The organism is Aminobacter sp. MET-1 (assembly GCF_026521175.1).
Classification (GTDB): Bacteria; Pseudomonadota; Alphaproteobacteria; order Rhizobiales; family Rhizobiaceae; genus Aminobacter.
The window spans coordinates 1-16486 of sequence record NZ_JAMSHL010000039.1; the positions used below are offsets into that span (position 1 = coordinate 1).

Genomic DNA, 16486 nt, shown 5'->3' on the forward strand with positions numbered 1-16486 from the left:
ACGTCATGCCCGACCTCGGCCAGCACCGCCGCCTGTACCAAACCAACATAGCCAATGCCGAAAACAGTCAGATTCATCAGGAAAGATTCCAGTTCGAAATGCGAATGAAGAGACAAGAACAGGAGCGGTCACTGCAGCTTGCAGGCAACCGAGCCTTCGAACTGGCAGGCATCGCCGGGCGCTGTGTAGGCGACGCGGTCCACTTCCATCGTGACGGCTTTGCCGGGGTCGACGAACTGCCCCATCCACTCGTCGAGCGTACCGCTGCCCCACAGGCTGAAAAAGATCTTCTGCGGGTGGCTCGGCAGCTGGGATGGGCTTGTCAGCTCGTGCACCAGCTTGCCGTTCACGTACCACTGCAGCCTCTCCTTCTCCCAGACGAAGGCATAGTCGTTGAAGTCGCGGTCAGCGCCGCCGGGCACGTCGACTAGTTTCTCGTTGCCCGCCTTGCCATCGATGTAGGCGTTGAGCTGGACCTTGGTCGGATCCTTGGTCAGGATTTCGAAATCGATCTCGTCATGCGGTTGCTTGTGCACGGGGCCGATATAGCTGAAGAAGGCGGCGTTCAGACCCGGCGCCACGCCGCTGCTCTTGATGCGGGCCTCATAGACGCCATAGCCGAACCGCGACTTGGTCTGGATCTCGCCGCAGGAATAGTCGCGCGCCTTGTAGGGCTTAGGCTCAAATGACAATGTCGCGACCCCGTCCGTTACCTGCACCTGGTCTTTTGCCCAGGTGCAGTTCTGGTGCTTGCCGTTGTCCCAGCCGTCCGACACCAGCCAGCGCGAACGATCGAGGGTGTCGAAGTTGTCGACGAACGACTTGCCTTGGGGGTCTTGGGCAGCGGCAGCACCTGCCGAGGCGCACAGCCCAACGAGGGCCGCGATCAGCTTGGCAGGAAGCGGAGAAGCGAAGGGCGCGATTGCAACATTGGTGTTCATGATCGTCCTCGTTTCGGCGCGCTTCCTGATGGAAGCCCGCATCAAGTTCCACCCGTCGGGTGTCGCCGACAGGCAAGTTTCCCTCCCGATTTCCTTCCTGAATGGGCTAAGTGCCCGTCGACGCCTCCCCGCACAGCGGCAGAGCCCCCGCATGTGTGTCGACCTGCCGGTCCTCGACGGCAAAGTCGTCGACCCGGTTCTTGAGGTCGGCGACGAATTCCTTCTGCCGCCCCAAAGCCTCGATACGGCGCAGGCAGCTTTTGATCGCTTCGGTCAGTTGGTCCATCTCCGCCGCATGGCTGGTTGACACCGCATCGTTGCTCACCGCCTCGACCAGGAAGGCGGCATTGGCAGACACAGCCTCGTAACGGTTCCTGATGCCGGTTCGCTCTGCCTCAATCTCGGCCGCCAACTGGTCGAGCGCGCGGGTCAATTGTTCGAAGCGCACGCCGTCATTTAGGCGGTCGCGGTCGGGACTGCGGGTGCGAAAGGCGAAGATGGAAGCCATGGCGCCTACTCCGATTTCGAGTTTGGAGGCCAACCGAGATCAGCCGCATGATCTGTCGATGCAGCAAGCATTGTGCCGGGCAAGAGATAGCGAACTTGCGGCTCGCCCCCCCGACCAACGCTCAACCGCAGCAATGGTTCGAACTTGTCCCGTGCAACGCCCGAGAAGACAGCACGGAAATGGCCCTGAGACCCAAAGGCAAAGGTCGCGGCATCAACCAGCCCCACCTCGGCCTTGAGGTCGAGGAAACGTCGCAAGCGATACTTGTCGCGCATATGGCGCTCATGCCGCTGCAGCGCTTTCCTTGCATCGCCGGACAATCCAGGCAGCGTGAGTAGCGTCTGGTCAACGTCGGCAAGCCGCCACAAATCGTCGGTGCTATGCCGACCGCTCAGCGAATTCGGCCGCACCACCGCCGCATAGCCGCAAGTACGCACCAGCCTGAAGCGGGCGCCGAGGAGCAACGCCCAGGCGTAGAGCGCATAATCCTCACCGAGCCTGAGGTTCTCGTCATAGGCGAGCCCATGCTCGTCGAGAAAATCACGCCGGATGATCGGCTTGAGGAAGCCGAGTTCGCCGCGTTGTGCGCCGCGACGGGAGATGTTGCCCTCTACGAAGCTCGCTAAGTCCAGCGATGCTGGCTCGGCAGCGAAGCTGGGCAACTTGCTGCCGAGCGCTCGAGGATCGCGAACGAAGACAAGATTGTCGGCGACGATGTCCCAGTCGCTGGCTAAGACCAGCGGGCCGAAACGCCCTGGCAGGAAGAAATCATCGGCATCGAGAATAGCGATCAGCGGCGATGTGGAATGGCGGATCGCCATGTTGCGCGCGAAGGATGGGCCTCTGTTGACGTCGAGCCGCAGCACCATGAGCCGGCCGCTGCCGTCTTCCGAAGCGTGTGCCACGGCTTCCGTTGCATCCGTGGATGCATCGTCGACGACGATAACCTCGACAACTTCAGGTTCCCGCAACGCCGAAGCGATTGCGGTGCCGATCGTGTCCGCTGCGTTGTGCGCAGCGATGATGACGCAGACGTCGGTTCCGCTCAAGTCGGTTGCCTTTCCGTCAGTGCCCGCCGACGGAAAGAGCTATATTGCAGGTGCGAACAAGTGAACCCAAACTTTTGTTACGACAGGTCATCTGCCGCCCGCAGCCTCATTCCCGACCGGACGCAAAGCATAGCCTCGCCTGCTCGCCAGCAGTCCAAAGGCGATCACATAAATAGGCTTTGCGAAGCTTGGGCCACAGCTTTCGCCCGAGGGGTCATCAGCTGTCCAACGGCGCAAGAAGTCTCGACCGCACCCACGTAAAGTGAAGAAAGACGACGAATCGCAGGCTTCAGTGCGCCCCACCTTTGGGCTTCATCTCATCGATGGTCACAGCCGGCTCCGCCGGCTTCCTTTCAGGCGCCGCCTGAGGCTTGGGCTCTCGCGCCACCATCAGGAGGACAACGACGAAGTATCCGACCTGTAAAATTACCGCGCAGAGCACAGCGCGAAGCAAGACCGTGCCCCAGCTGGCAGAATCCAGAACCGACCACAGGGTGACGACGGCAATAACGATTGCCAGCCCAAGCACGAATTTGGGTAAAGTCATTGCCCTTCCCCACCCGCAGGCGGCATCGGCGGAGTCTTTGTGACGATGTTGCTTGCCATGCCCGAGCCCTTGCAAGCTTCCGACCGAGCCGGTGGCCTGCCATTGCTTTACTGCGCTCATAACCTCGATCAAGGCCCGCGAGAAATGCCGCTCGATTATATTGGCCGCGTCACCTGGCAGCAAGTCAAACGAGTGTTGCCCCGACTCTGCCGCTGAGACAACCGAACCCGGCTATGCTGCCTTGCATCTCAAAATAGCCGGGTTTCACTTGAAGCCCAACCATCTCGATCACGAAACAACGGGAGCTCATAAAAATATCATCAATCATGTTTTTGAGCATAATCCGCAATGTTCAAAACTCGTTGCGACAACGCTATAATATCTACTGAAAACATCAGTCGGTCGATCCAAATCACGATATGAGAATCCACTTAAAGTTTGATAGGTTGACCACGAAACTGTCATATTGACCACTTTTCATGCAGAAACCGCTGAGGACAACGGCAGCTCGTTGCAGAAATATTTCACGCGCCAAAAAATCGTGTTTTGCAGCGCAACATGCCATCAGTATCGTCGCGCCAGCAAATCGACCGACCGACCAACCGGAGCTGCAGGATGCGGGATATCGCCAAGTCGAACAGCCTGGAATTCGCGCATGCGAATGCCGATTGCCCGCCGGTCGGCGGGGCGCTCAAGCGCGGCTTTGACATCCTCGGCGCCGGCGCAGGGCTCGTGGCATTGAGCCCGCTGTTTCTGCTCTTGGCCATGCTGGTGAAGTTTTCTGACGGTGGCTCGGTCCTCTACGGCCATCGTCGCATCGGCCGCGGCGGGCGCATTTTCCACTGCCTGAAGTTCCGCACCATGGTGCGTGATGGCGAAGCAGTGCTGGCGCAGCATTTGCGTGACGACCCGGAGGCCAAGGCCGAATGGGATGCGACGCGCAAGCTCAAGAACGACCCCCGCGTCACCCGCGTCGGCGCTGTGTTGCGCAAGCTCAGCCTCGACGAGCTGCCGCAGATCGTCAACATCCTTCTTGGCGACATGAGCATCGTCGGCCCACGCCCCGTCGTGCGCGACGAGCTCGACTATTACGGCAAGGCCGTAGTGTTCTACTTCCGCTCGCGTCCAGGTCTCACCGGCCTGTGGCAAATCAGCGGCCGCAACGATGTCTCCTACGACAGTCGCGTCGCCTTCGACCGCCACTATGTCGAGAACTGGTCGTTCGTCCAGGACGTCCGCATCATCCTCAAGACGGTTCCGGCCGTCTGCATGTCGCGCGGCAGCTACTGAGCCGACCGCGCAAGAAGCTGCGCCCAAGGTGGGGCGGCGCAGCATTTCTGTCCTTGCAGCCATCGGGCGCGCAAGGCATCGACAGGAGCCACCGTCCCTTGATCATTTTCTCCGCAACACGCCATCACCCGCCCGTGGCTCGCAGCCTGATTGCGACTGTCATCGCAGGCATCATCCTGTTCACGACTGACAGCTCTGCCTTCGCCGACGAGTACCGCCTGGGCACACTCGACAAGCTGACGATCCGTGTCGTCGAGTGGCAAACCGTCGAAGGCACCTTCCGCGACTGGTCACCTGTCAGCGGCGACTACACCGTCGGCCCGTCGGGCAGGCTGTCCCTGCCCTTCGTCGGCGAGACAGACGCTGCGGGCAAGACAACCGCCGAGATTGCCGCCTCGATCGGCAAGTCCCTGCAAGACAAGTTCGGGCTGTCGGACCGGCCGGAAGCTTCGGTCGAGATCGCGCAGTACCGGCCTTTCTACGTCTCCGGTGACATCCAGGCCCCAGGACAATACGCCTATGTGCCCGACCTCACGGTGCTCAAGGCGATCAGCATGGCCGGCGGCATGCGGCGCGGTAGCGATGGCGCTGGCACCGAGCGCAATCTTATCAATGCTGCGGGCAGCCATGCCGTGCTGACCGACCAGCAACTGCGGCTGATGGTGGCCAGGGCGCGTATCGATGCCGAACTTGCCGGCAAGTCCGAGGTCATGGCACCGGAGGCAATCGCCTCGAACCCACTCGTCCCGGACATGATCTCGGAAGAGACGGCAATCATGGCTTCGCGCCAGAAGAAGATCGCGCTGCGGCTAAAGGCGCTTGACGACCTCAAAGGCCTGCTCACGCGCGAGATCGAAGCCCTTGCCCGGAAGTCTGAAACGCAGAGCCGACAGGTGGAGCTCGCCAAGAAGGAACTTGGTGGCATCGATTCGCTCGCCCAGAAGGGACTGGTGGTGAACACCCGCGTGCTGTCGACCGAACGTTCCATCGCAGAGATGGAAGGCAAGATCCTCGACCTTGAAACGGCGATGCTGCGTGCCAAGCAAGACATCAGCAAAGCCGAGCAGGATGCGATCGACCTGAAGAATGACAATGAGTCCGAACTCGCAACTGAACGGCAGAAGGCGGTCGCCGAACTCAACGCCGTGACCCTCAAGCTCAACACCCAGAAGGGTCTGATATCGGAGGCCGGCGGCGTTGCTCCCACGACAGGCTCGGAATCCGCACTGTCCTACGTCCTGGTGCGCAAGGGCAGTGGCAAGAGCAGTCAGATCACAGCCGAGGAAGACACCCCGGTGCTGCCAGGCGACGTACTGAAGGTCGAGCGCTCCGGCGCTGTTCCGGTGAGATAGCCACAGCCGGCATGAAGATCAGGAAGGCACTGCTGGTCGCACCAGACCACAACAGGCTCTACGGCGGCTTCGCGGTCGCCGTGTCGCTGTTCGTCTTCGCCTATTCATTCCGCATCGGACAGGTTTCGGTACTGGCCTACTACGCACTGTGGATGCCGCTGATCTTGGTCGACTACCGTTTCACGCTCGGCCGCCTTGTCCATTCGCCGCAACTGCTTGCCTTCGCGCTGATCGCATGCCTGTCCTGGTTCTGGTCCGACGCACCCGACATCACTGCGCGGGCCGGGCTCCAGTACCTGTCGCATGTCGTCTGCGCCGTCATTGCCGCCCGCGTCATCGACGCCAGGACGCTCACCGTCGGCGCACTGTCAGGCATCGCCGCTATCCTCGCCTACTCGATTGCCGTCGGCGGTTCAGTCTATGATGCGCTCGACGGCACCTATTCCTTCGTCGGCGCCTTCGCCTCGAAAAATCAGCTCGCCTTCTATGCCTCGCTCGGCATCCTGTTCGGCTGCTATTTTGTCCTGTTCCTCGGCACCGGTCGCCTGTCGCGCCTTTTGGCACTGGCCGTGGCAGTGCTCTCGGCAGCGCTCCTGGCGATGTCGAAATCGGCAACCTCGATGCTGGCGACGCCGGCGGCCCTCACGCTTATCCTGGTCGGCGCAACCTTGCAGGCATTCTCGCCAGCGCAACGCCGGGTGTTCTTCGCCGCCACCGCTGCTGTCGGCATCGTGGCCGTTCTGGCCGCTCTCAACCTCGGCGCCGTCGACATGGTGCTCGGCGCTTTCGGCAAGGATTCGACGCTTACCGGACGCACCTATCTGTGGCAGCAAGGTTTTGACGCAGCCGCCACCCAGCCTTGGCTTGGCGTCGGTTACCAGGCCTATTGGGTCCAGGGCTTTTCAGAGGCAGAGCGGCTGTGGAAGGAGTTCTACATTGACTCGCGCTCCGGCTTCCATTTCCACAACACCTACATCGAGGCATTTGTCGAACTCGGTTATGTTGGGACGGCGGCCATCGCCCTGCCGCTGATCGCGGCTCTCGGCCTTTGCATTCGCGGCCTCCTCGGCAGCCGCGTCTGGACAGAACCGCTGCTCTTCAGCGGCATTCTCGCGCTGCTCGCCATCCGCTCTTTCTTCGAGGTCGACATGCTGCAGCCCTATGCGGTTGGCTCGTTCCTGCTCTATTTTTGCTGGGCACGTGCCCAGGAAAATGCGGCTCAATCCAGTATTACCCGCCCGGCATTCGCTAGGACGGCCTGAGTCAAGCCGGTCCGTTGGCATCCCTCTATGCTGAACAGCGCCCATCGACCGGACTCGCGCGCGGCCGGTCGATGGGCTTGTCTTGCCTGACGTCAGATATCCGATAATCAAAACACTGCACACTCCGAGGTGGGGGCGCGCTCACGGTCCCCGTTAATGCTTCAGGGATTTATTTCCCAAGCTTCTCAATTTCGTGGCCAATTCGGCGGACGGTGAAATGAGTATTCGCAGTTTATGCGGGCCCCCTGTTTCCCCGCGAAAACAGCGACGCCAACCTACGGACGAGTTCGCTCAAGACTGCCCGCACCGCCAGCTATCTTCCGACTCCATAACCAGCTGATTTTGCTTCGCTTCTTCGAGAGCCGCGAAGCTCGGCGCCCGACAACGGTGCCTCAAGAATGATCTGCCAGCCCCCAATCGCACGAGCCCCGGCAGCCCGTTCTTGAGGATGGCCTGCGTCCGCACACAACAGTGCATGGGCGCTGCGCAAGCCGTCCACGACCTTGCTCCGCTTGGTCGGCTCGGGCAGTGCGGCGACACCTAGAAGCAAGCTGCCAACACCTCTCCCGTGAGCGCCGTCGGCGCTTGTCCGGCGGCCGATGATCAACAGCTACGTGAGTCAGCCACCTGAAAGCCAGTGTCGCAGAAGCTGATGATGTCGTCTATCAGCTCGCTGTTGCTGACATGATCCTGGATATCCTCGAGGCCGGGCATGCGGCGGGCATTTGGATCGAGGTCAGCTAGGACGTGCAGAATGGCACCGCGGATATATTCGTAGCGTAGCGCGATTTGGCTTTCGCTGAGATGGGGTGCCACCCGCTGCAGCATATGTCGGGACAGGCGATGGAGTTCGTCGAACTGCTCGGCAAAGATCTCATTGGTCAGATCTCGAGGCAACGCCTTGGTTTGCAACATCAGCCGGATTGCCGCGCGCCCACCGCGCTCATCAAGGCTGAGTTCAACGAGCGGCGCCACGATCGCGTGCAGCACCATGCGCAGGGTTGGCTGCCGGGCTTGCTCGCACGACTTCATCGCCTCCAGGCGCGCCGCGTTCAACGGGCCCAGGCATTGTTCTAGCGTCAGGCGCAGAAGTTCGTCCTTGGAGCGGAAGTGGTAGTTGACCGCGGCAATGTTTGCTCCGGCCGCCCGGGTAACTTCCCTCAATGTCGCGGCGTCGAAGCCGCGGTCGGCGAACACGAAGGTGGCCGCGCGCAACAACGCACCACGAGTGTCGCGATCATCCTGCTGGCCGATGCTGTTGTCAGTCGCCTCCATATGACCCTCATAGCCGAAAGGCGGCGCAGGCGCTCGTGCGTGCCGCATCAAATCTGAGGATATGTGCGCCGACACACATCGCGCCCGAGATGGGGCACGGCAACCTTGTCTGCCATTCAGCGCGGCAGGCGGTAGCCGTAGACCTCGTCCAGACGGAGCTCACGGGCGATACGGATGCCGTCTTCAAGCAATTTGGGATCAGCGGCCCGAAGTGGCTTACGCAGTGGCCCCGCCGGCAAGCCGACCGCCGCCATGAGCGACTTCATCGAAACGGGATTAACGGCCGCATAGGCAAAGTGCAGCATCGGCAAGTTGCGCAGCCAGGCCGAGCGACAGGCAAATGCGTCTTCGCCTGACGCCCACGGCTTGGAGATCACCGCCATCTCGCGCGGGATGATGTTGCCTGTCATGTTTGCGGTGCCATGGCCGCCAAGCGCCATCGTCGGGACCACCAGCCCAAGATTCGGCGAGCAGCAGCACATGACGGAAAGATCGAGTTCGGCCCGGCAGACCTGCGCCACCTGGCCAACGCGCGTCGTCGATTCCTTAAGCACGACCATGTTCGGATGGGCTGCGATGCGCTGGATGTCGGTCCAGTGCAAATCGGTCTTTACGCGTGGGGGATTGTTGTAGAAGCCGATTGGGAAGTCAACCGCATCGCAAACTTCCAGAACATACTCGACGATGGAGTCGTTGTCCGCGCAGATATAGGAAGGAGCTGCAACGATGGCGCCGTCGCCGCCTTCGTTCTTGGCATAACGCACCAGGTCGATCGTTGCCTGGGTGTTGGTGCCCGTGCAGCCGAAATATAGGAGCATGTCGCCGCGCGGCATCTTGGCCGTTTCGGTGATGATCATGCGCCGCTCTTCCGGCGTCAGCAGCGAAACCTCACCGGTCGATCCCATGATCAGGATCGCCTTGGTATGGTTCTGTCGATGAAACTCAAGCAGGCCGCGAAAACCAGCCAGATCAATGGAACCATCGGAGTTCATCGGCGTGACCAGTGCCACGAACGACCCATTCGGTTTGATATGCATGAGACCTCCAGACAAACGCCAACAGATGCAACGTATATTTGAATTGTATGTTTCAAACATATGTTTGATTCTTATGAGCGCGCTGTCAATGGCGTGTATTGGCGATCGTCGACCCAAGGTGCGATCGCGACGCTCTCTTTTCATGAAGCTGAACGACGGTGAGTTGCCCCGATGAGCGACGTGGTCGCTTGCCTTGTGCACCCGGCACAGTTTCTGCAATTCCAGAAAGGCCCGGAGCAGTCTGCTACCCGGAATTGCACGAAAATAAAGAGATAGGCAGGTACTGCGTTTCGAAGAGAAGCAGGACCGCTCTAGAAGCGAAAGAGCGGTCCAAGCAGAACCGAGTTGGAATATTCGACCGGCCCCTTCGCACCTGCGACGATGCGCGTCACACGCATCACCGGCCGGCTCTCCTCGACGAGGGCGAAGCAGGCCTCGCTTGCCGTCACCTGCGACGGCGAAAAATGCTCTTCGGTAACGAGAAGCTGGCCGACATCACTGTCGCGACGAACCAGATCGTAGAGCGAATGGCGAACGAGGTCGGCAGGAACGATCGACGCCAGGATGTCGACCGGAAGCACCGATCGTTGCTGGACCATCGCCTTGCCGTCGAGCAGCCTCAGCCGCCAGAGTTCGGTGACTGGGGTACCGAGAGGCAGACCGAGGGCACGCGCCTCGCTGAGCCCGGCCGGAACCTCACCGATCTTCAGCACCCGTGTCGATAATCTGAGGCCCGCGCGTCGCGCCGCCGCCGGCAGGCCCGTCACCATGTCGTGAGACCAGTCGATGGTCTTGCCGCGAAAGCGTGTGCGCCGCCCCTTGCCTTTCGTGATCAGACCATCTTTCTCGACGATCGCCAGCGCCTTGCGGACCGTGCGGCGGGCGACATTGAAATGGGCTGCGAGGTCCGCTTCCGATGGCAGCTCATCGCCGGCGCGCCACAGGCTGTTCGTCAGCTCGATTGCCAGCGACTGCGCGACGCGATCATAGGCGAAATGCGTGACGCTCAATCCGCTGTCCGCCCAAAATTGCGGACCATCACCGACGCAATGATGATGAGGCCTGTGAAGATGTCCTGAAGGTAGTTGGGGACACCGAGAATGGTCAGGCCGTTGGCGACAACCGCGATGATCGCCGCGCCCAGCAGCGTCCCCGCGGCGTTTGGCTGCCCGTCACGAAAGGCAGTCATGCCGAGATAGACCGCTGCGTAGGCCTGCAGCAGAAAACCGTTTCCGCCAGTCGGATGGGCGCTGCCAAGCCTGGCCGTCAACAGCAGGCCGGCCAATGCCGCCATGAGCGTGCAAAGTCCAAAAGCCCAGACTGTCGCCGGGACCACACCGACACCTGCGAGGCGTGCAGCCTCGCGGTTGCCGCCTATGGCAAGGATGCGCCGTCCGAGCTCGGTCCAGTCGAGGACGAACGCGACAAACAGCGTACCGGCCACCGCCCAAAGAGTCAGAACCGGGATGCCGCCGAGATAGCCGCGACCGATGTCGCGAAAGGCAACGGGGATGTTGCTGAACAGTGTGGCGCCGCCGCTCGCCCAGAATGTAAAGCCGCCGACGATCGTGCCCATGGCCAACGTCATGATGAAGCTTGGCACGCGCCAGGTCGCTACGAAGAACCCACTTACGCAGCCCACGGCGAAGCCGGCGGCGAGCGTGGCGATGACGGTGGGAATGATGCCCCAACCCAATCCGAACAGGCTGACGGAAACGATACCAGCCATGGACACGACCGCGCCGATCGACAGGTCGAATTCCGACAGCGACATCACGAATGCAGCGCCCAGGGCGACAATTGCCAGCAAGGACATCTGCTGGGTGATGTTGATCAGGTTCGAGCCCTGCGCGAAGCCATGCGGCGACAGCACCGAGAATACGGCGACAATCGCGGCAAGCCCCAGAAGCGTGCCGAAGCGCGAAACCAGGCTCATGTCAGTTCCTTTGTCGTTTCGAAAGCGGCATGGACGATATCCTGGCGGGTCAGATCTCGATTGGCCGCGTCAAGGGTGATGCGGCCATGCGCCATCACCAGGACCCGGTGGGACAGCATGACGAGTTCTTCCATATCGCTGGTGACGAACATCACTGCCGTTCCCTCGGCCGCGAGCCGACGGCATAACGCATGAATTTCGGCTTTGGATCGCACGTCGACGCCACGCGTGGGCTCGTCGAGCAGAAAGAGGCGGCAGGATGGCCCGACCCAACGCCCGATCATGACCTTCTGCTGATTGCCGCCGGAGAGGGTCGAGATGCGATCACCAAGCCGGCCGTATTTGACGCTGCGCTCTCCCAGGAGCTGTCGCACAGCACGGCGCGCCAGTTGCCAGGAGACAACGGGCAGCCGGCGCATCGCGCGATAAAGCGGCAGGCGGGGCAGAAGCACATTGTCCAGAATGGAGTGCTGCATGACCAGCCCGCTGCCGCGCCGGTCTTCCGGGACATAAGCAACACCCTCCCTGATGCGACTGGAGATGCCGATCGGAGATAGCTGCTTACCATCGAGCGTCAGCTCGCCGCGCGCCAGCGGATTTGCGCCCCAGATCGACTTCAGCAAGCTGGAACGGCCACTGCCGACCACGCCGTAAAGACCGACGATCTCGCCTGCGCGGATGGTCAGATCGAGCCCGTCGCGCACTGGCGACGGACTGAAGCCGGACAGCTGCAGCAGGGGCGCCCCGACAGGGCCCGGCACACCAACCCGCTCCTGGTCAAATTCGCCGCCGGCCATCAAGGAGACGACGCCGGCGCGGTCGATGTCGGACACCTGGCCAGAGCCGACCGAGCGGCCGTTGCGCAAAACGGTGTAGTCGTCGGCAATTGCAAAAACCTCGTCGAGGCGGTGTGATACAAGGATCACCACACAGCCATGGCTCGCCAGCTGTCGGATGATGCCGTGCAGGGTTGCGGCTTCTTTTTCACTCAGCGATGCCGTCGGCTCGTCGAGGACGAGCACCCTGGCCTCGTCCATCAGGGCACGCAGGATTTCGACGATCTGGCGCTTGGCCACCGACAGACGCGCCACCGGAACGTCGATGTCGATATCCAGGCCATGCCGATCCCGCACAGCCATGAAGCGGGTCCGCATCGTCGCCCAGTCGATCACGCCTCCGCGACGCGGATAGCGCCGGCCGACAAAGGCGTTCTCATAGGCGGTAAAACTTGGCACCAGGTTGAGTTCCTGGTGCACGAAGCGGAGCCCCATCTCCTCCGATCCCGCTGGGTTTGGCGGGGCAAAGCTCTGCCCTGCGAACGCCATGCGGCCGGAATCCGGCCGATGGACGCCCGAAAGGCATTTGAGCAGCGTCGATTTGCCGGCGCCATTTTCACCGAGCAGGGCATGTACGCGCCCGGCGGCAGCGCGCATCGAGACACCGTCGAGCGCCGCGACCCCGCCGAACCGCTTTTTCAATCCCTCGACTTCCAGCATGCAGCCGCCAGCTAGTTGCAGGTCACACCGAGGCTGGCCCGGTCGATCACATTGGCGCTGACGAAGATTTCGGATTTCTCAGGCTTCTTGCCGTCGATCACCGAAGCGATTTCTTGCACTGCCGTCTTGGCAATGCCGGGGAAATCCTGCCGGACCGTCGCCACCAGATTGGTGCATTGCTTGATCAGGTCGATGGCCTGCGGGTTGCCGTCGATGCCGGCGATCAGAGCCTTGGAATCGGGCTTGTCGCTCTGGATGGCGAGCAAGGCGCCGATTGCCGGCTCGTCCCAGGCGGCCCAGACGCCATTGATCTCGTCGCCATACTGACGCGCGAAGGTCTCCATGGCCTGACGGGCGTTGTCGATGGGACCGGGAACCTGCACATAATGTTCGGCTATCACCTTGATGCCGGGATGCTCACCGAGTGCCTTGTCGAGAGCCAGTTCGCGCTGGCGCACGCCGGGATGCGCCGAGTGGAAGAACTTCACGATGTTGCCCTTGTCGCCCATCGCCTTGAACAGATAGTCCGAGAGCAAGGTGCCGAGCGCAAAATTGTCGGTCGTGATGTTGATTGCCACACCCTTTGCCAGCGCACCGTCCAGCGCGATGACCGGAATACCCTTGTCGGCCGCGGCGGCCACCTGATCACCAATCTGGTTGGGATCGACGCTGACCAGAACAATGGCTTTCACCCCGGCATTGGCCACATCCTCGACGCGGCTCGCCAATTGCTGGAAGTCTCCGCGCGTGTCGACGACGTTGACTGTCCAGCCCTTTGCCGCGGATTCGGACTTGAAGGTCTCGATCATTTCGTTGGTGGCGACCGAACTGAGATATGGCGTCAGCACGGCGATGTCTTCCGCATGCGCGGACGCCGTGAACTGAAAGATGCCGGCGGCCAGCAGTGTCGTAAGCATTCTCATGACTTCCTCCTTGTCGATTGAGCGCTCTAACGTGCTTTGGGTTCAATTCAGATGTTGTGACAGATCCCGAGCGAATGAAGATGCGGCGAGATAGGCGGCGTATCGTCGGCCGTGGCGTGCTGCTCGCTCGGGTCTCGGATTGATGACGGTTGCCGGTGTTGCGTGATCGAGGGTAATGCCGGCGACATCGGCGACCATCCTCAGAACGCCCGTCGCGGTCATCGTCTCGCTGTCGCCGGGTATGGCAATGCTCCGCCCTAGCGCGTCCGCCAGAATCTGCCGCTGCTGGGCATGACGAGCGGCGCCGCCGATTACCGGCAAGGTTGAACACACCAGTCCGGCAGCCTCCAGATTGTGCCGCACGGCAAAGGAAATACCCTCCATCACCGCAAGAGCCAACTCGCCGGGGCTGGTTGTGTGGCTAAGCCCCAGCAAGGCGCCGCGCACCTTGCTGTCTTCGAACGGCGCTCGCTCGCCGCCAAGATAGGGCAGGAACAGGGCGTCGCCGGGCGCTGCAAGCGCTGTGTCGTCGAGCAATTGTTCAATCGGTCGCCCTGTCGTCCTCACGAGCCAGTCCAGTGCGGACCCGGCAGTCAGGAAGGGAGAGATGACGATCACGCGATCCGGCCGCACTGCGTCCGCCAGCGTGTAGGTGTCGCGCGGGGGTGATGCGACGGCGTGGTCGAGCGTGGCTGCGACCCAGCCGGTGGTGCCGAGGTAACAATATGCCGTACCCGGAACATCGGCTGCTGCACCCCAAGTCGCAGCACCTGCATCGCCAGATCCGTTGAAGACCGGGATGCCGGCCGGAAGACCGGTCTGCGCCGCCGCTGTCGACGTCACATAACCGACAGTCGCATCGGCAGGCCGGATGCGCGGCAGCGCGGCTTCGTCGACGCCCGCCGCCGCAAGCAGATTGGCATCCCAACAGCGCTGCGCGATGTTCATGAGGCCCGTGGTCGATGCCGTCGTTGGATCAATGACAGCTTCTCCGGTCAGCCGAAACGTCAAGGCATCCTTGGCGCCGAAGGTCCAGTGAACGGGCTGGTTGGCTGCATGTGCTGCAAAGCGTCGGCGCGCCATCAGCTTGAGGATGGTGTGGGCCGGATCGAGCCGGTTGCCGGTTCTCTGCGCATAGTCGCGGGGCAGGCGCTCGCCCAACTGCTCGACCTCAATTCCGTCGAGACGACGGTCGGAATAAAGCACCGCGGGGCCTGTCGGACTGCCGTCGGCACGTAATGCGATCAGGTTCTGCATCGAGCCGGAAAAGGCGATGGCAGAAACCGGGGCGCTGGAGACCAAGGTCTTGACGGCTGCACGCAGTGCGGACCACCAGTCGTTGGGATCCTGTTCGTGCAATCCGTCGGAGGTGGAGCGCGTCGCGATCGATTGAGTCGCCGACGCCAATGTCTCGCCGCGCGCGCCGAACAGCACAGCCTTCAACGCCGACGAGCCTACATCCACCACAAGCAGGGTATTGTCGCCCAATCTACACCTCCATCCCCGGTGTCAGGTGCAGGTCTGACGCGGCTGCTTGTCAACATGCCTTTGCGGTCCGGGACCGTTCCGTTTCCGGAAACGGACAGGTTCTTCCTGGAATGTCCAGCTCAGAGGTTGGCGCAGTCGGGCAGGCGCGATGGACTGACGCCGCAATAGGCGCGGAAGGATGCGGCAAACCGCCCTGCATTGGCATAACCGACATGCTCGGCGACCTGCGCGATCGTCATGCCGCCCTGATCGAGCAACCTGCGGGCATGTTCCATGCGGCGCATGGTCAGATAGCCATGTGGAGAGTAGCCGGTGAAGCGCCGCATACCGGTCGTCAGCGTGCGCGCTGAGACTTCCAATCCCGCCGCGAGTTCCCCGACCGTCAGCGGCAGGTTCGAAGGAGTGTCCAGCAACCTGCGAAAATTCCTGACATAGGCCGGAACCGGGCCCGCTGCGGCAGCCTCGACCGTGGCGACAGAAGCTACAGGGACATGTTCAAACAAGGTCTCGATCACTGCATTGACCAGCGGCATCGGCGAGAGCGCCGTTGCCGAACCACCTTCCATCTGTTCGGCAACCATCATTCCGATCAGGCGCGCAATACGCCTCCCGGCTGAAGTCTGAAGATCGAGTTCGGCCTGGAAGACCGGCGTGTGCCTTCTGGTCTCGCCGGTATGGCGCTGCCAAGCCCGTTCCACGAAGCCGCGCTCTAGCCGCAACATCACTTGCGTGGTGTCGGCCTGCCAGGTCGAGCGAATGTAGTCCCCCGGCGACAATATGAGGCCGGTGCCCACGCGCGAGGATACGCGCCGGTCGCCATACAGGATGTCGACGCCGCCGCTGAGCGGAAATTCCAGCATGTAGAAAGTGTCGAATGAACCGGCATCGACGACGAGCTCCGGACCGTAGCGGAGAAGATTGAGGGAAGCGCTTTCACACGCAATCGCGTGATGGCGGAAATCGAGACCGGCCTTGCTGTCGGGCAGCAGCAGCCGGTGCGGACGGTAGCGGGTGGATAAGGCAGCCACAGCTTCGGGCGCGCTGCCGAACCGAAGGCCCGGCACGCTGGCGAGCCGATTTGAAGCATCGATCAGGTCGGGCACCATTCTGTCGAGAAGGATAGGCGTCGCGGAACCGGTTGTCCATCTGAGGCGACGGTACAGGTTCAGCAGGACCCTGTCTGCCCATTTCGATATAACCATTTGAAAATACTGACTTAAATAATCCCAGTAATGACGCTGGAACGATTTGACCTGTTCCCTTCCGGCAAGGTGACAATGTCCCATGCCAACCAGGAAACGCCCATGAACCAGCCGGCAGAGCCCAATTCCTTCCGCACCGGCCCCGACGAGCAGGGCATGTTCGGCATTTTCGGCGGCCGC

15 protein-coding genes are annotated in these 16486 nt (G+C 61.6%); 3 read left to right on the forward strand and 12 right to left on the reverse strand.

Going from position 1 to position 16486, the window contains the following annotated elements:
• Positions 1–128: 128 nt before the first annotated feature.
• The 4 genes from NDO48_RS28360 to NDO48_RS28375 form a co-directional block, all read right to left on the reverse strand.
• On the reverse strand, positions 129–941 hold the full coding sequence (locus NDO48_RS28360) for a family 16 glycosylhydrolase (protein WP_198292839.1): 813 nt from the start codon (positions 939–941) through the stop codon (positions 129–131).
• A 106-nt stretch (positions 942–1047) separates the two neighbouring features.
• Positions 1048–1449, reverse strand: a complete 402-nt coding sequence (locus tag NDO48_RS28365) for a hypothetical protein (protein ID WP_267322842.1) — start codon at positions 1447–1449, stop codon at positions 1048–1050.
• A 5-nt stretch (positions 1450–1454) separates the two neighbouring features.
• Complete coding sequence (locus NDO48_RS28370) at positions 1455–2498, reverse strand: glycosyltransferase family 2 protein (protein ID WP_267322843.1); 1044 nt, start codon at positions 2496–2498, stop codon at positions 1455–1457.
• Positions 2499–2787: 289 nt separating this feature from the next.
• Positions 2788–3228 (reverse strand): exopolysaccharide production repressor protein, encoded by a 441-nt coding sequence (locus NDO48_RS28375; protein WP_081623422.1) that lies wholly within the window; start codon positions 3226–3228, stop codon positions 2788–2790.
• A gap of 432 nt (positions 3229–3660) precedes the next feature.
• On the opposite strand from NDO48_RS28375, the gene NDO48_RS28380 reads away from it, so the two are divergent.
• The 3 genes from NDO48_RS28380 (at position 3661) to NDO48_RS28390 (ending at position 6949) form a co-directional block, all read left to right on the forward strand.
• Positions 3661–4335 (forward strand): sugar transferase, encoded by a 675-nt coding sequence (locus tag NDO48_RS28380; protein ID WP_018426028.1) that lies wholly within the window; start codon positions 3661–3663, stop codon positions 4333–4335.
• Between the two features lie 98 nt (positions 4336–4433).
• On the forward strand, positions 4434–5687 hold the full coding sequence (locus NDO48_RS28385) for a polysaccharide biosynthesis/export family protein (RefSeq protein ID WP_018426027.1): 1254 nt from the start codon (positions 4434–4436) through the stop codon (positions 5685–5687).
• A gap of 11 nt (positions 5688–5698) precedes the next feature.
• Positions 5699–6949 (forward strand): O-antigen ligase family protein, encoded by a 1251-nt coding sequence (locus tag NDO48_RS28390; protein WP_018426026.1) that lies wholly within the window; start codon positions 5699–5701, stop codon positions 6947–6949.
• Positions 6950–7552: 603 nt separating this feature from the next.
• Here NDO48_RS28390 and NDO48_RS28395 read toward each other — a convergent pair.
• The 8 genes from NDO48_RS28395 to NDO48_RS28430 form a co-directional block, all read right to left on the reverse strand.
• Positions 7553–8224, reverse strand: a complete 672-nt coding sequence (locus tag NDO48_RS28395) for a TetR/AcrR family transcriptional regulator (protein ID WP_018426025.1) — start codon at positions 8222–8224, stop codon at positions 7553–7555.
• Between the two features lie 116 nt (positions 8225–8340).
• Positions 8341–9321, reverse strand: coding sequence for a dihydrodipicolinate synthase family protein (locus tag NDO48_RS28400; RefSeq protein WP_198292838.1), 981 nt, complete (start codon positions 9319–9321; stop codon positions 8341–8343).
• A gap of 251 nt (positions 9322–9572) precedes the next feature.
• Positions 9573–10271, reverse strand: a complete 699-nt coding sequence (locus tag NDO48_RS28405) for a GntR family transcriptional regulator (protein ID WP_018426023.1) — start codon at positions 10269–10271, stop codon at positions 9573–9575.
• Positions 10268–11197 carry an ABC transporter permease gene (locus tag NDO48_RS28410; protein WP_267322844.1) on the reverse strand — a complete coding sequence of 310 codons (930 nt, stop codon included), beginning with the start codon at positions 11195–11197 and terminating at the stop codon, positions 10268–10270. Before NDO48_RS28410 ends, NDO48_RS28405 begins: the two co-directional genes overlap by 4 nt.
• Entirely contained in the window at positions 11194–12693 is a 1500-nt protein-coding gene (locus NDO48_RS28415; RefSeq protein ID WP_018426021.1) for a sugar ABC transporter ATP-binding protein, read from the reverse strand. Before NDO48_RS28415 ends, NDO48_RS28410 begins: the two co-directional genes overlap by 4 nt.
• Before the next feature lie 11 nt (positions 12694–12704).
• Entirely contained in the window at positions 12705–13616 is a 912-nt protein-coding gene (locus NDO48_RS28420) for a sugar ABC transporter substrate-binding protein (protein WP_040455943.1), read from the reverse strand.
• A gap of 42 nt (positions 13617–13658) precedes the next feature.
• Positions 13659–15104, reverse strand: a complete 1446-nt coding sequence (locus tag NDO48_RS28425; protein ID WP_018426019.1) for a xylulokinase — start codon at positions 15102–15104, stop codon at positions 13659–13661.
• Between the two features lie 119 nt (positions 15105–15223).
• On the reverse strand, positions 15224–16390 hold the full coding sequence (locus NDO48_RS28430; protein ID WP_323848131.1) for an AraC family transcriptional regulator: 1167 nt from the start codon (positions 16388–16390) through the stop codon (positions 15224–15226).
• Positions 16391–16486 lie beyond the last annotated feature (96 nt).

Excerpts from the sequence above, each read along its gene's own strand:
- NDO48_RS28420 (WP_040455943.1), bottom strand. The coding sequence starts at position 13,616 with ATGAGAATGCTTACGACACTGCTGGCCGCCGGCATCTTTCAGTTCACG.
- NDO48_RS28390 (WP_018426026.1), top strand. The coding sequence starts at position 5,699 with ATGAAGATCAGGAAGGCACTGCTGGTCGCACCAGACCACAACAGGCTC.
- NDO48_RS28380 (WP_018426028.1), top strand. The coding sequence starts at position 3,661 with ATGCGGGATATCGCCAAGTCGAACAGCCTGGAATTCGCGCATGCGAAT.
- NDO48_RS28360 (WP_198292839.1), bottom strand. The coding sequence starts at position 941 with ATGAACACCAATGTTGCAATCGCGCCCTTCGCTTCTCCGCTTCCTGCC.
- NDO48_RS28400 (WP_198292838.1), bottom strand. The coding sequence starts at position 9,321 with ATGTTTGAAACATACAATTCAAATATACGTTGCATCTGTTGGCGTTTG.
- NDO48_RS28365 (WP_267322842.1), bottom strand. The coding sequence starts at position 1,449 with ATGGCTTCCATCTTCGCCTTTCGCACCCGCAGTCCCGACCGCGACCGC.
- NDO48_RS28395 (WP_018426025.1), bottom strand. The coding sequence starts at position 8,224 with ATGGAGGCGACTGACAACAGCATCGGCCAGCAGGATGATCGCGACACT.
- NDO48_RS28410 (WP_267322844.1), bottom strand. The coding sequence starts at position 11,197 with ATGAGCCTGGTTTCGCGCTTCGGCACGCTTCTGGGGCTTGCCGCGATT.
- NDO48_RS28430 (WP_323848131.1), bottom strand. The coding sequence starts at position 16,390 with ATGGGACATTGTCACCTTGCCGGAAGGGAACAGGTCAAATCGTTCCAG.
- NDO48_RS28415 (WP_018426021.1), bottom strand. The coding sequence starts at position 12,693 with ATGCTGGAAGTCGAGGGATTGAAAAAGCGGTTCGGCGGGGTCGCGGCG.